The organism is Blautia sp. 2227st1_G12_2227SCRN_220401 (assembly GCF_039062885.1).
Classification (GTDB): Bacteria; Bacillota; Clostridia; order Lachnospirales; family Lachnospiraceae; genus Blautia_A; species Blautia_A fusiformis.
The window spans coordinates 53705-66793 of sequence record NZ_JBCLNI010000018.1 but is presented as its reverse complement, the minus strand read 5'-3'; the positions used below and the strand labels follow the sequence as shown (position 1 = coordinate 66793).

The 13089-nt window shown below is 44.6% G+C and carries 14 protein-coding genes and 1 pseudogene; 3 read left to right on the top strand and 12 right to left on the bottom strand.

Annotated elements, in window-relative coordinates; all coding sequences use genetic code 11:
• The 7 genes and pseudogenes from ABCM67_RS10660 to ABCM67_RS10630 form a co-directional block, all read right to left on the bottom strand.
• A pseudogene (locus ABCM67_RS10660) lies at nucleotides 1-255 on the bottom strand (glucosamine-6-phosphate deaminase); the annotation flags it as partial.
• 17 nt (nucleotides 256-272) lie between these two features.
• On the bottom strand, nucleotides 273-1112 hold the full coding sequence (locus tag ABCM67_RS10655) for a sugar phosphate isomerase/epimerase family protein (RefSeq protein ID WP_342992845.1): 840 nt from the start codon (nucleotides 1110-1112) through the stop codon (nucleotides 273-275).
• Between the two features lie 55 nt (nucleotides 1113-1167).
• Complete coding sequence (locus tag ABCM67_RS10650) at nucleotides 1168-2007, bottom strand: carbohydrate ABC transporter permease (protein WP_022426872.1); 840 nt, start codon at nucleotides 2005-2007, stop codon at nucleotides 1168-1170.
• Nucleotides 2007-2888, bottom strand: a complete 882-nt coding sequence (locus tag ABCM67_RS10645; RefSeq protein ID WP_173740608.1) for a sugar ABC transporter permease — start codon at nucleotides 2886-2888, stop codon at nucleotides 2007-2009. The genes ABCM67_RS10650 and ABCM67_RS10645 overlap by 1 nt, the downstream gene beginning before the upstream one ends.
• A gap of 145 nt (nucleotides 2889-3033) precedes the next feature.
• The gene (locus ABCM67_RS10640) at nucleotides 3034-4278 is read right to left on the bottom strand and encodes an extracellular solute-binding protein (protein WP_227588580.1); all 1245 of its coding nucleotides are present in this window, start codon (nucleotides 4276-4278) and stop codon (nucleotides 3034-3036) included.
• A gap of 63 nt (nucleotides 4279-4341) precedes the next feature.
• Nucleotides 4342-5379: a Gfo/Idh/MocA family oxidoreductase gene (locus ABCM67_RS10635; protein WP_173740606.1), complete on the bottom strand. Its 1038-nt coding sequence runs from the start codon at nucleotides 5377-5379 to the stop codon at nucleotides 4342-4344.
• Nucleotides 5380-5393: 14 nt separating this feature from the next.
• On the bottom strand, nucleotides 5394-5705 hold the full coding sequence (locus ABCM67_RS10630; protein ID WP_227588579.1) for a hypothetical protein: 312 nt from the start codon (nucleotides 5703-5705) through the stop codon (nucleotides 5394-5396).
• A 171-nt stretch (nucleotides 5706-5876) separates the two neighbouring features.
• Here ABCM67_RS10630 and ABCM67_RS10625 point away from each other — a divergent pair, with 171 nt between their 5' ends.
• Nucleotides 5877-7082 carry an ROK family transcriptional regulator gene (locus ABCM67_RS10625; protein ID WP_173740605.1) on the top strand — a complete coding sequence of 402 codons (1206 nt, stop codon included), beginning with the start codon at nucleotides 5877-5879 and terminating at the stop codon, nucleotides 7080-7082.
• A gap of 15 nt (nucleotides 7083-7097) precedes the next feature.
• Complete coding sequence (locus ABCM67_RS10620) at nucleotides 7098-8156, top strand: Gfo/Idh/MocA family oxidoreductase (RefSeq protein WP_173740604.1); 1059 nt, start codon at nucleotides 7098-7100, stop codon at nucleotides 8154-8156.
• Between the two features lie 106 nt (nucleotides 8157-8262).
• Here the strand turns inward: ABCM67_RS10620 and ABCM67_RS10615 are convergent, their stop codons facing one another.
• The 3 genes from ABCM67_RS10615 to ABCM67_RS10605 all read right to left on the bottom strand — a co-directional run bounded on the left by ABCM67_RS10615 (nucleotide 8263) and on the right by ABCM67_RS10605 (nucleotide 10606).
• A complete protein-coding gene (locus ABCM67_RS10615) occupies nucleotides 8263-9006 on the bottom strand; it encodes an amino acid ABC transporter ATP-binding protein (RefSeq protein ID WP_021651603.1) in 744 nt (247 codons plus the stop codon).
• Nucleotides 8993-9685 (bottom strand): amino acid ABC transporter permease, encoded by a 693-nt coding sequence (locus ABCM67_RS10610; protein WP_059086976.1) that lies wholly within the window; start codon nucleotides 9683-9685, stop codon nucleotides 8993-8995. The genes ABCM67_RS10615 and ABCM67_RS10610 overlap by 14 nt, the downstream gene beginning before the upstream one ends.
• A gap of 144 nt (nucleotides 9686-9829) precedes the next feature.
• Nucleotides 9830-10606, bottom strand: coding sequence for a transporter substrate-binding domain-containing protein (locus tag ABCM67_RS10605; protein ID WP_015526132.1), 777 nt, complete (start codon nucleotides 10604-10606; stop codon nucleotides 9830-9832).
• A 344-nt stretch (nucleotides 10607-10950) separates the two neighbouring features.
• Here ABCM67_RS10605 and dapF point away from each other — a divergent pair, with 344 nt between their 5' ends.
• Entirely contained in the window at nucleotides 10951-11805 is an 855-nt protein-coding gene (dapF, locus tag ABCM67_RS10600) for a diaminopimelate epimerase (protein ID WP_342992844.1), read from the top strand.
• Nucleotides 11806-11854: 49 nt separating this feature from the next.
• Here the strand turns inward: dapF and ABCM67_RS10595 are convergent, their stop codons facing one another.
• Nucleotides 11855-12169, bottom strand: a complete 315-nt coding sequence (locus ABCM67_RS10595) for an AzlD domain-containing protein (protein ID WP_015526135.1) — start codon at nucleotides 12167-12169, stop codon at nucleotides 11855-11857.
• Nucleotides 12159-12878 (bottom strand): AzlC family ABC transporter permease, encoded by a 720-nt coding sequence (locus ABCM67_RS10590; RefSeq protein WP_015526136.1) that lies wholly within the window; start codon nucleotides 12876-12878, stop codon nucleotides 12159-12161. The genes ABCM67_RS10595 and ABCM67_RS10590 overlap by 11 nt, the downstream gene beginning before the upstream one ends.
• Nucleotides 12879-13089: the final 211 nt, after the last annotated feature.

Below are 13089 nucleotides of genomic sequence, written 5' to 3'. Positions count from 1 at the left end.
ATCCATAAAATAGCGGTAGCTCTGGTCATTGTCGCCGGAAAGTCCCTTGTACTCATCCAGATTCACACTTGTCACCCTGGAAAAATCCAGATCCCCTTTTTTGTACCATTCTACCAGTTGTGCATACATGCCCACAGGCGTGGAACCGGTAGCCAGTCCAAGAACTGCATCCGGTTTCATGATAATCTGTGCAGACATGATATTGGCTGCTTTTCTGCTTACATCCTGATAATCTTTTCCTGCGTAAATAATCATAGTTTTTTCCTCAGCTCTTATTCTGCGATCAGTTTATCCAGAAGCTCCTTGGCCATACGGATATCTTTTTTCTGTTCCTCACCGGAGATCTCACGCTCAATGGTAATATCTCCCTGATAACCGATCTCTTTCAGCTTTGCAATAAATGCAGAATAATTTACTTTACCCTGGCCAAGGGGAACCTCATCACCCAGATAATGTCCATCTGTTGGATATTTTCCATCTTTTCCGTGAATTCCCATGACATACTCACCGAAAACCTCCAGAGCATCTACCGGATTTGCCTTTCCGTACATGATCAGGTTTGCAGGATCAAGGTTAATTCCCACATTTCCTTTTCCGACAGCTTTCTCAATATCCTGGATCGCACGCTTTAATGTTACAGGAGTCTCCTGTCCTGTTTCAAACAGGAAGTTCTGACCATTTTCCTTACATTTTTCCACAATAGCCTTACATGCAACCAATACTTCCTCGTATTTCGGGTCGTATGGATTTTCCGGCATATAGCCAACGTGTGTTGCCAGGTCTGTCACATGGATCTTTTTCGCAAAGTCAGAACCTTCCATAAGCATCTTCAGTCTCTCAACTCTGTAATCAGACGGAATCAGGCCAAGTGTCAGCTGTCCTTCATAGAAATCCCATACTCTGCGGCCTTCCCATCCGCACCAGAATGCGGTTGCGTGGATCCCGTATTTCTCCAGACCTTTATTAATAGCCTCTGCCATAGCATCGTCCTGAAGTGTTGGACGATCCCAACATACCAGCTGGCAGCTATCCACACCCATTTCCTTCAGCTCCGCAAATTTTGCATCAATATCTGTATTGCTTGTAAATTCGATCAAAACTCCAACTTTCATAGGTTCTGTTCTCCTTCCAGTATTATCTCATATTATACTACTTATACCACCAAGATCAGCCTTTTACCGCACCGGCAGTAATACCACCTACAATATGCTTCTGCATCACAACAAAGAAGATAAGACTCGGTATCATGGACATTACGATTCCGGGAAGTGCATGCTCCCAGTCTGCTGTCTGTGCGGAAAACTGCATGTACAGTGCATTCTGGATATTCATTGCCACTGTGTTTCCGCCAACGATCAGCTGGTTGGTGATGATATCATTCCAGGTTGCCAGTGCATCCAAAACAACGACCGTCGTGAGGATCGGTTTCAGAAGCGGAAGTACAATGCTGAAATAGGTGCGGATCTTACCTGCGCCGTCAATACATGCACACTCTTCCAGATCGATAGGAACATTTTTTACAAATCCATGGATCATGTATACTGCCAGAGGCATACATAAGCCCACACTTACCAGAATATATCCGGTTCTTGTTCCAGTCAGTTTCACGTTGGAAACCAGTCTTGTCAAGGTGATCATGTAAGACTGGAACGGAACCATCATCGGCATGATGATCAGAACAAAGCATATTTTGCTAAGTCTGCTTTTTGTTCTTGCGAGCTTATAGGCTGCCATCGGCGCCATAAGCACTACCAGGATGACAGTGCAGAATGTATAAAGCAATGTATTAAAGATCAGAGACGGGAAACCGAATTTCGTCCAGGTCTCCATATACATCTTCAGGCTCCATGACTTGGGCAGAGCCAGAAAGTCCTGCAGCATATCATTATAGGGTTTAAATGAGTTTATAAAGATCAATACCAGCGGCATCAGCCAGAAGATCGCACATACAAAAATAATGATCGTCAGTGCATTCACCTGCCGCAGGTTCTTTGGTTTCTTCTTCATTATGCCTCAACCTCCTTACTCTTGGTAATCTTCATCTGAATTGCTGTAATGATCAGAACAAATACTACAAATACAAGAGATTTGGCAGTAGCAAGACCATATTTGCTGTTAACAAAAGCTTCCTTATAAATATTATACGCAACGGAAACAGTTGAATTCGCAGGTCCGCCCTTTGTAAATACCATAATAATATCGAATAACTTAAACGCAAATGTCATTGATGTCAGCATACAGATCGAGATCGCAGGCATGATCATCGGAATTGTGATCTTGCGGAATACCTGGAAAGAAGTTGCTCCGTCGATTCTTGCCGCTTCCAGAAGCTCTCCCGGAACTGCAATGATTCCTGCGATATAATTGACCATGTAAAAACCAAGATTCTGCCATACTGCCATGACAACAACCACATAAAAAGCAAGCTTCGGTGTTCCAAGCCAGCTCCAGTTAAAGAATTCCCATCCTGTAACACTGTAAAGAGCCTCAAAGCCAGGTCCCAGGATAAATTTCCAGATCAGACTGATCGCTGTCAGACTGATGATATAAGGAATATAATAAAAAGCACGACCAAGACTGTTCACTTTGTTCTCACGTGCCATTACGATAGCGACTGTGAGAGAAACAATGTTTACGATAACAACATAAAATACTGCAAATTTAAGAGTAAATCTGACACCTTTCCAGAAAAGCGGGTCAGCAGTAAAGATCTTCACATAGTTGGCAAGTCCTACAAATTCCATGTTCTTGCCGATTCCATTCCAATTAAATACCGAATAGTACAGATTCATTACAAATGGAATATCTGTGGCAAACAGTACAAAAACGACTGCCGGAAAGACAAACAATGCAAAAATTGCCAGATCCTTTGTTTTTTTGTTTTTCAATCCTATCCCCTCCAGAAATTCATTTTTTCTTTGGTTTATATTTGGGAAACAGGCAAAGCTGCTGCCTGTCTCCCTCTTTTGTCAGTTACATTCCGTCAGCCCAAAATCAACAAATCTGTTTCTCTTCGGCTCCTGGAGTTCCTTGTTACTCTGCTGATGTCCAGAAATCCTGGAAGAGCTGTGTTACTTCATCTGCGCTCATGTCTCCAAGCATGTAAGACTGGATATACGGACCACACTCATCTGCGTAGCTGCCAGGAGCAATCGTGTGGATCCAGCCGTTTGTCTTTCCAGCGTCGATATAGGTCTTGGCATCATTTGCAAGAGCGCCGGTCACTTCCATATCAGACTTTGCACCAGGAACAGCTCCTACACCTTCTGCCATCCATTTCTGGCCTTCTTCGGATGTAAGGATAAACTCACAATACTCTTTTGCAAGATCCAGATTCTTGGAATCTTTATTTACAATATAAGTCCAGTTACAGGAGGATAATACAGTTGCATCATCTTCACCGGCGCCTACCGGAAATGGAAGAAATGCAAGATTTGCATCCGGATTAAAGGAATCCAGTGTAGACTGGCACCAGTCACCCATATGGATCATAGCTGCTTCGCCGTTTGCAAGCATATTCTCTGATGTCTCCCAGTCAACCTCAAGCGGCTTGTCCGGACCATACTCTACAGCAAGATCAAGGAATTTGTAAAGGTTCCCCCAGTTAGGCATATCTGCAAATGCTGTCTCACCGGATTTGATCGCATCTACTGTCTCAGCAGCTGTTTTGTCTTTGTCGATCATGAAATGTGTTGCAACCTGTCCTAATACCCATGTTTCCTTTGCAGCAAGTGCAAACGGAGTGATGCCTGCATCCTTCAGCTTCTTGCATGCCTCTTCCAGCTCATCCATGTTTGTCGGAAGCTTGTCGATACCAGCTTTCTCAAAGCAGTCCTTGTTGTAGATCAGGCCCATGTTCTCATAGGTCCATGGAAGAGATTTTACATTTCCCTCGTCATCTTTTCCAAGGTTTACAGCGTCCTCATTGAACTTGTCCAGAACTTCTGTATCATTGCTCCAGTCGTAAGCGTAATCATAATACATTTTCGCTTTTGTTCCGGCCTCAGCATCAAATACGTCTGGTATATCATCGGAGTTTACTCTGGACTGAAGCAGTGTGTCGTAATCGTTGGCTGCATGCTGTACATCAACAGTCACACCCGGATGTGATTCCTCGAAGGCTTTTACCATCTCGTCATACTCATCCAGACCATAAGCATGTGCATCAAATACATTCAGTGTTACATTTTCCTCAGCATGTGCAGTTACCCCTCCTGCAACTACCATTGATGAGATCATTGCTGTTGATAACAGAATAGAAATCACTCTTTTTTTCATTTGCATATCCTCCTTTTGAATAGCTTTTTTATTTTTTTCTCACTGCCTTCAGTGAAAATTTCATTATTTACTTTCGTGTGCGTTTACATACTCTTTTGCCGCATTCCACTCTTTAATCCCAAGCTGTACGGATCTTACTCCTTCGATCAGAGGAGCAACCTCTACAGGTTTATCTTCTCTGACGCATTCCTGGAAATATTTGATCTCTGTATAATATGGTCCCAGATTGGAGACATTGATTCCCGCCACATCACTCTCGCCTTCATATTCAGCTTTGAGCTCTGGCGTCTCCACAGTTCCGTCTTTCTTATATACTGTCAGGCTCGGTGACTGAGCACCGTTAAATTCTATCGTAGCATCCTCAAAATGTGCACGGAACGCTGCATGGAACTTCATTGCCGATGACTCATCCCAAATACCCTCTGCTGTAGCAAAAACATCTCCGAATTCATACTCCGTGATGATATGATTGATCATGCCACTTTCAAATCTGCTGGCTTTTACCTGGAAGCTGTCCGGCTCACCCAGCATATAACGCAGAAAATCAAGATCATGTACGTGAAGATCCAGCACAACGGAACCACTCTTTTCTTCATTATGGAACCAGTCCTCAAATCCCCATTTCACATCTCCGCTGATACGCTCCATAGTAATGGATTTCAGCTTTCCGAATTTTTCTGTGTCGTAAGCTTCCTTCAGATATTTATATTCCTCAAAGGAACGTACTACCTGGCCTACCATAACCTTCTTCCCGGATCTTTTTTCTGCTTCAAGAAGCATCTGGCAATCCTCTTCGGTCAGACATACCGGTTTTTCCACCAGTACATTCATCCCTTTTTCCAGTGCCTTCACTGCATGTTCTGCATGCAGATAGCTTGGAAGACAGATATGTACAATATCCAGCTGCTCCTTTTCGATCAGTTCCATTCCGTATTCATATGTGGCAGCTTCCGGAAAATATGATGCCGCTTTGTCCAGAAATTCTTTTCTGCAGTCAGACAGGGCAACTACCTCAACATCATCCTCTTTTTCTGATAAGACTTTCAGGGATAAGTAATGAGTCGTTCCCATTCCGCCGCATCCAATCACGCCTATTCTCATCTCTCTACCTCTCTTTATTTGTCCAGTGACCTAACTAATATTCCAAAAAATAAAAGCTTTTTGCAAAAATGTCTGTGTTTCTTGCTACAAGCTCTCTTTTTTGCTGCTCTTAGCTTGGATTTAGGATAGCATCCTTTGCCGTATCTGTCAACATTCTTTCCAGTTTTTCCGTCTTTCAATGTGCATTTCTTGTATAATAGACAATATTCCAAGTATTTTTTTGTGCATTTTGCGCATTTGTAATCAATTATTCCTGTCACTGTACTATTTATCTCCATTTTTTTACCAGTCTTCCAAAAAAATGCCTGTGTTATATTGCTCTTCATTTTAGAATTGTCGTATTTTTACATTTTTTCTTCTATGATAGTCAATATTTTCTTTGTACAGCCACATATTGATTATTTTCTGTATCTATGATAGGATATATTTAGTGCGGAGACTTTACTAATATTTTTCGGTACCGTTTATTTTTAAAGGATTGGAGATGAAAAGAAACTATGAAACTTGTTAATCAGCAGGTTATTAAGAACACGAATATGAAACGGCTCTATACTTCCATCTATTCCAGTCCCGGAATATCCAGAGCACACCTTGCCAAGCAGACGAAGCTCAGCAAAACAACCGTATCTACTCTTGTAGATGAACTGATCGAACGGGGATTCATTGTGGACAGCGGTATCGGAGAATCCGACAGCATCGGACGTAAGCCGAACTGCCTCCAGGTCCGGATGAACAGCTACTACGTTGTTGTCATGAACTGGCATGAAAATGCTGTCGAAGCTTATCTTGTGGACATTGCCGGTACTTCCGTCTTTCATGAATCACGGAAGCTTTCCGAAGATGAAAATCATGTCGCATGCTCCGGCTCCTGTTTCCGGGAATCCATTCTGGAACACTGTGCTCCTGACCGTATCCTTGGCATCTGCATAGTAATGTCCGCCATGATCGACGCCTCCAGCAATGAAGTATATTCCACGACCCTGAATCTGCCTTCCATGGAAAGCACTCAGATCATTAAATCTCTGAAGACTGCATTCCCGGGATACCCGGTTGATCTTCTCAATGATACCGCCTGCTATTCCTACGCAGAAAAGGTCTATGGTAATATAAAAGAGAAAAATTTTGCTTTTCTCAATTTCGGCCGCGGCATCGGTGCCACCCTTTTCACAGAAGGGAGTATGCTCGGAACTGCCAGCGGTTCCTTTACCCAGTTCGGCCATTATTCCATTGATCCTCACGGTCCGGAATGTATCTGCGGAAATCACGGATGTCTGGAAGTTATGATCTCGGAGCAGGCTCTGAAAAACAGGATCCCGGAATTCGGACAGATTCCATCCTTAAGCGCACTTTCAGAAATCACCTTCTCAGATCTGGGAAAGGCTGCCACCTTCCGCGATCCAACCGCTCTTGCTATGGTAAAGGAGATGGCATGGGAGCTGTCCATCGCCCTGAGTAATCTGATCAGTACCGTAAATCCATCTCTGATCGTTCTTGGCGGAAAGATTCCGGATCTTGGCGAATATTTTCTCAATGAAGTACGGGAAGACCTGAAAAAAACCGGGTTCCGCAGGATGGTAGATAACGTGACTGTCCGTTACTCCCAGCTCCAGAGTGATTCATTCCTGAACGGAGCCATGAAATACTTTTTTGATATCCACTATTCTTTTACAAATCAGGATCCGACGAATTTTTTTATCGGATGATATAAGGAGGAAGCCATGAAAAAACTGAAAGCTGCTATTGTAGGCTGCGGCCGTATTTCCGTCTCTTATGCGGATGCATTCCATCGTCTCAGCGATGAAGTAGAATTAGTATATGCCGTTGACAAAGATCCAGCTCTTGCCAAAGCCTTTGCAGAGGAATTTAACTGTTCCTGGACTACGGACTTTGATGAGATCCTGGATAAGGATATTGATGTGGTACATCTCTGTCTGCCGCATTTCCTGCACCCGGTCATGGCCATCAAAGCCATGAAAGCCGGCATTAACGTCCTTACCGAAAAGCCCATTGCCACCTGTCTTCAGGATGCAGACAGAATGATCCGTACCGCCGAAGAAACTCATGTAAAGCTGGGCGTTATCTTCCAGACACGTTACACAAAAAGTGTGGAAAAGCTCCGCGAAATGATCCAGCGGGGTGATTTCGGAAAAATCCTTACCGCACGTTCCTATCTGACCTGGAACCGTCCGCTCGACTATTACAGCGGAAGTGACTGGAAGGGAACATGGGACAAAGAGGGCGGCGGTGTTCTCATCGACCAGGCGATCCACAGCATTGATCGTGTTCGATATATGCTGGATTCCGATGTGGAATGGATCGACGGAAGTATCCATAATTATGTCCACCATTTTGTAAAGGTAGAGGATGCCGCAGACGCTGCTATCATGTTCAAAAACGGCTGTCTTTATAATCTATATGCATGCAACATTTACGGAGCCGATTCCCCGATCAATATTGAACTGATCGGAGAAAAAGGACGCCTGGGTCTTAAGCAGGACATGGGCTATTACGAGCTGGACGGCACCTATGCCGAGATCCGAAACACTTATGAGACCACAAATGTGGGCCCTGATTACTGGGGAAGCAGCCATCACCTGCAGATCCGTGACTTCTATCGTTCCGTCCGTGAGGATCTTCCCGTTGCCATCGACGGACTGGAAGGCAGAAAAACCCTGGAAATGGTAAAAGGAATCTACCTTTCCTCTGCTAGAAGAGAACGCATCTCTCTCCCCTTTGAGGATGTAACCTACAGTGATCTGAACCAGCCGGTGAAATAACTACGTCACTATTCTGTAACTATAAAAAACGGATGCTTTATCTCCTGCAGCATTTCCACAGGAGGATAAAGCATCCGTTTTTAATATTCTTATATTTATAATGTCATTATAATGTCTTTGAAAGAAACTCACGAAGTCTCTTATTCTTTGGATTTGCAAAGAATTCCTTAGGAGAGTTTTCTTCCTGGATCTTTCCTTCATCAATGAAGAGGACTCTGGTTGCCACCTCGCGGGCAAAGCCCATCTCATGAGTTACCACAACCATGGTCATGCCGGATCTTGCAAGCTCCTGCATCAGTTCCAGGACCTCTCCTACCATCTCCGGATCAAGAGCAGATGTAGGCTCATCAAACAGCATCACGTCCGGGTTCATGGCAAGAGATCTTGCAATGGCGATACGCTGCTTCTGACCGCCGGAAAGCATGTCCGGATAGGAATCTGCCTTATCCGGAAGACCTACTCGCTCCAGAAGCTCCAGTGCCGTTTTTTCAGCCTCTTCCTTACTCATAAGATTCAGAGTCACAGGCGCGAGCATAATGTTCTCTTTTACTGTCTTATGTGGAAAAAGATTAAACTGCTGGAATACCATTCCGATCTTCTGACGATGACGGTTGATATCCACCTTGGAATCTGTGATGTCGGTTCCCTCAAAGAGGATTTTTCCCCCGGTCGGCTCCTCAAGGAGATTCAGGGAACGGAGGAATGTAGATTTACCACAGCCGGATGGTCCGATAATGGCTACTACTTCACCTCTGCGGATCTGTGTGGTGATCCCGTTGAGAACCTGATTGCCGCCATAGGCCTTTTCAAGTCCCTGTACATCCAGAAGCACTTCATTACTTACGCTCATTGGTTCTCAGCCTCCTTTCAAGTCTTCCTACCAGATAGGTAAGGAAGCAAACGATCACAAGATAGATCGCAGCTACTACCAGCAGCGGGAACAGTGCACTGTAGGTCTGGCTTCGGATAATGTCTCCGCCACGGGTCAGATCCATAAGTCCGATATAACCACTGATGGATGTCTCCTTCAAAAGTACGATCAGCTCGTTTCCAAGGGCCGGCAGGATGTTCTTGACCGCCTGCGGAAGAATGATCTTGATCATAGTCTGTGTATAGTTAAGACCCAGGCTCCGTCCTGCCTCAAACTGCCCCTGATCAATAGACATGATACCGGAACGGACGATCTCAGCCACGTATGCAGCAGAGTTCATACCAAAGGCGATAATGGCAACAACTATCTTACCCGGATCTATGGTTGCAAAAATAACATAAAATACGATCAGCAGCTGTACCATCGTTGGGGTGCCACGGATCACAGTCAGATAAACACGACAGATCACATTAAGGATCTTAAGCTTACCTGTCTTATCATGTGTAGAACGGACAATAGCAATGACAAATCCCAGAAAAATACCAAGAAGTACAGCAAAAAAAGTAATGATGATGGTATTTTTCAGACCGGACAAAATGAACTGCCAGCGATTGTCGTCCAGAAAGTTAAACTGAAACTGTTCAATAAGACTCAAAATTTCCACCCTTTCCAAAACTACAGGTTCCGAAATCCGGAAAACATACCCGGATATCCGGAACCTGATCATTCGCTACTGAACCCTGCAACGAATATCTGTTTCTCAGCTTATCCGTTCAGAATCCTCTGATTTCTCTGTGCAAAATTATTTCTTTACAATAACAACCTGCTCTGCAGTTGTGTACGGATCAGTGAAATCAACGCTCTTTTTACGATCCTCTGTTACTGTCATTCCTGCAGCACCAAAATCAGCTTTTCCGGATTTAACAGAATTTACGATCGCATCAAACTCCATATCCTCGACCTTCAGCTCATATCCAAGCTTGTCGCAGACAGCCTGAGCGATATCAACATCAATACCTACGATCTTATCTCCGTCATAGTATTCGTATGGCTGGAAGGTTGCGTTTGTTGCCATGGTAAGAGTTCCCTTGGAGTGATCTGCATCCTTAGGAGTCTCATACGGTGTCTTACCTGCATCATCACCGATGTAGTTATCTCTGATGGAATCCAGAGTTCCGTCATCCTTCAGCTCCTTCAGCGCTTCGTTGAACTCTTTGGTAAGGTCTGCATTATCTTTGGAAAGACAGATTGCATACTCCTCTTTATCAAAAATATCCTCAACGATCTCAAGATCATCGTTTTTCTCAACAAATTTCTTGGCAGGCTCGCTGTCGATCACTACGCAGTCAATCTTACCCTGTTTCAAAGCCATAACAGCGTCATTACCTTTGTTGTATCTCTCTACTGTTGCGTCTTTAACCTCTGTAGCGTCTGCATCACCGGTTGTTCCAAGCTGAACACCGATCTTCTTACCCTCCAGATCATCTGCGCTCTTGATCTCATCTGCTGCAAAAACAGCGGATGTCATAGAAACTGTCATAGCTGCTGCAAGTGCAAGTGCCATAAATTTTCTCTTCATTTTTTCTTCCTCCTGAATTCTATGTACTTTACGTTAACTGTCTCTCTGCTTCTGTCAGTCCAATTCGTAATGTACAGCATAATTATACATCTCCATGCATATTACTTTGTTTTATGATACCATGTTTCTGACAAAATGCAAGCATATAAAACCCATAAATCCGAAAATCCACCTGTAATTTATGGGAATTTCACAGGGAAAATTCACTTTTCAATAACAATTGTCCAATATACTATACTATTAAAGGCAACAAATGGAAAAAACCTGCGTGTTTTTTCCATGGGGGCTTGTGCTCCAACAGAAAAAACAAGTATACTATTCATAAACAAGAGGAGGTTACTATTATGAAATTCACGAAAATGCACGGCATTGGAAACGATTATGTATATGTAAACTGTTTTGAGGAGACTGTTAAGGATCCGGCCGCAGTGGCAAAATTTGTCAGCGACCGTCATTTTGGCATTGGTTCCGATGGTCTGATCCTGATCCGCCCGTCTGAGATTGCAGACTGCGAGATGGATATGTACAATCTGGACGGCTCTCAGGGTGCCATGTGCGGAAACGGTATCCGCTGCGTTGCCAAATATGTCTACGACCACGGCATTGTGGACAAAACTTCTTTAAGCATCGCCACAAGAAGCGGTATCAAATATGTGGATCTTACCATCCACGACGGCAAGGCCTCCATGGTAAAAGTCAACATGGGCTCCCCGATCCTCACTGCAAAAGAGATCCCGGTGGTTGCCGAAACCGAGCAGGTGATCGACGTTCCCATCACCGTCGACGGAAAAGAATATCACATGACCGCAGTTTCCATGGGTAATCCTCATGCCATCATCTACGTAGACGATGTGGACAGCCTTGACCTGGAAAAGATCGGCCCGTCCTTTGAAAATCACGTATGCTTCCCGGACAGAGTCAACACTGAGTTTGTTCAGGTGATCGACCGCCACACCGTAAAGATGCGTGTATGGGAGCGTGGCTCCGGAGAAACTCTTGCCTGCGGCACAGGCGCCTGCGCAGTTACGGTAGCTTCCATCCTCAATGACAAGGTTGACGGCAGCAAGCCGGTTACTGTACAGCTTCTTGGCGGAGACTTAAACATCTCCTGGGAAAGAGATGAAAACCTTGTATATATGACAGGACCTGCAACTACGGTGTTTAACGGAGAGATCGATCTTGGATTTTTAGGTGAATAAATGAAAAAGGAGGGAGCTTTTCGAAGCTCCCTCCTGCATATTATACTTTTCAGATAAATACCAGAACCCTCTCCACGATAAACACCGCCGCACACGCCAGCAGGGCTACTGTGATCAGGCTTTTTTCCTTATATGCAGCAATAAGTGCTACCAGGAAACCTGCAGCGCCGGAGATGATGCTGTCTGTGGCTTTCAGGATAGCCGGGAAGGTCATGGCTGCCAGACAGGCATATGGCACATAATACAGAAAGGACTTGATAAACGGGCTTCTGATCTCGTTTTTTGCAAGAGCAAGGGGCAGCATACGGATGAGATAGGTGACAATTGCCATCACCAGGATATAAAGATATACATTATGACTCATGAACGGCTTCCCCTTTCTCTTCCAGCGGGCAGAAATAAGCTGCCAGGCCTGCTACCAGAAGTGTTGTGATAATGATCATAAATCCGGATGATACCTGTTTTAACACCGGTGTCACCGCAAAAACAGTACTGACTGCCATGGATGCCACAACCACCCCAAGAACCGGTCTGCTCTTTTTGGACGGCGGGATGATGATGGCCAGGAACATTCCGTAAATGGCAACGCTCAACGCACTAAGCATAAAATCCGGCAAAAGGCTTCCGGAGATTCCTCCTGCCAGAGTTCCAAGAGTCCATCCGGGAATTGCCACGCACATGGCTCCGTAATTATAAAATACGCTGACCTTTCCCTCCTGGGCCGCACTGATCCCGAAAATTTCATCGGTGATACCAAAAGCAGCGATGTATTTCAGGATACCGGACTCCTCACGCCGGAATTTCTGGGACAGGGAAAATGACATCAGGCAGTATCTCAGGTTGATGATCAGCTGGGTCATTGCCATCTCCCACATGGAGCCTCCCGCAAAAATAATGTCCAGTCCCGCAAACTGACCGGCCGATGTCAGGTTGGTCAGGGAGATCAGAACTGCCTGCCAGATACGCAAGCCGCCGGCAACAGCCATCATGCCAAAGGTAAAGGATACCGCAAAATATCCAAGAGCGATGGGAACTCCATCCTTCATACCTTTTCTGAAACTTTCTCTTTTCATCGATTTCCTCCATTGTATGTACATTCCGTTATAAAACGCAACTATGAAAAGCACCTTTGCAGGCTTCTCCGATCTGTGCAGCGATCACCAGCGTCTCGTCTTACAGCGATCCAATAAATTAGTGCATCGCTATAGTTCGTTGTACATGTAAATAAGAGCGTGTCCGGAAACTTTTCTGCTTCCTGACACGCCCCTTTATTGTAGCATTGCC

What these genes read in the sequence shown, in the direction of transcription:
- ABCM67_RS10655 (WP_342992845.1), bottom strand. Translation starts at nt 1,112, where the DNA reads ATGAAAGTTGGAGTTTTGATCGAATTTACAAGCAATACAGATATTGAT.
- ABCM67_RS10650 (WP_022426872.1), bottom strand. Translation starts at nt 2,007, where the DNA reads ATGAAGAAGAAACCAAAGAACCTGCGGCAGGTGAATGCACTGACGATC.
- ABCM67_RS10640 (WP_227588580.1), bottom strand. Translation starts at nt 4,278, where the DNA reads ATGAAAAAAAGAGTGATTTCTATTCTGTTATCAACAGCAATGATCTCA.
- ABCM67_RS10635 (WP_173740606.1), bottom strand. Translation starts at nt 5,379, where the DNA reads ATGAGAATAGGCGTGATTGGATGCGGCGGAATGGGAACGACTCATTAC.
- ABCM67_RS10630 (WP_227588579.1), bottom strand. Translation starts at nt 5,705, where the DNA reads ATGAAGAGCAATATAACACAGGCATTTTTTTGGAAGACTGGTAAAAAA.
- ABCM67_RS10625 (WP_173740605.1), top strand. Translation starts at nt 5,877, where the DNA reads ATGAAACTTGTTAATCAGCAGGTTATTAAGAACACGAATATGAAACGG.
- ABCM67_RS10620 (WP_173740604.1), top strand. Translation starts at nt 7,098, where the DNA reads ATGAAAAAACTGAAAGCTGCTATTGTAGGCTGCGGCCGTATTTCCGTC.
- ABCM67_RS10615 (WP_021651603.1), bottom strand. Translation starts at nt 9,006, where the DNA reads ATGAGCGTAAGTAATGAAGTGCTTCTGGATGTACAGGGACTTGAAAAG.
- ABCM67_RS10605 (WP_015526132.1), bottom strand. Translation starts at nt 10,606, where the DNA reads ATGAAGAGAAAATTTATGGCACTTGCACTTGCAGCAGCTATGACAGTT.
- dapF (WP_342992844.1), top strand. Translation starts at nt 10,951, where the DNA reads ATGAAATTCACGAAAATGCACGGCATTGGAAACGATTATGTATATGTA.
- ABCM67_RS10595 (WP_015526135.1), bottom strand. Translation starts at nt 12,169, where the DNA reads ATGAGTCATAATGTATATCTTTATATCCTGGTGATGGCAATTGTCACC.
- ABCM67_RS10590 (WP_015526136.1), bottom strand. Translation starts at nt 12,878, where the DNA reads ATGAAAAGAGAAAGTTTCAGAAAAGGTATGAAGGATGGAGTTCCCATC.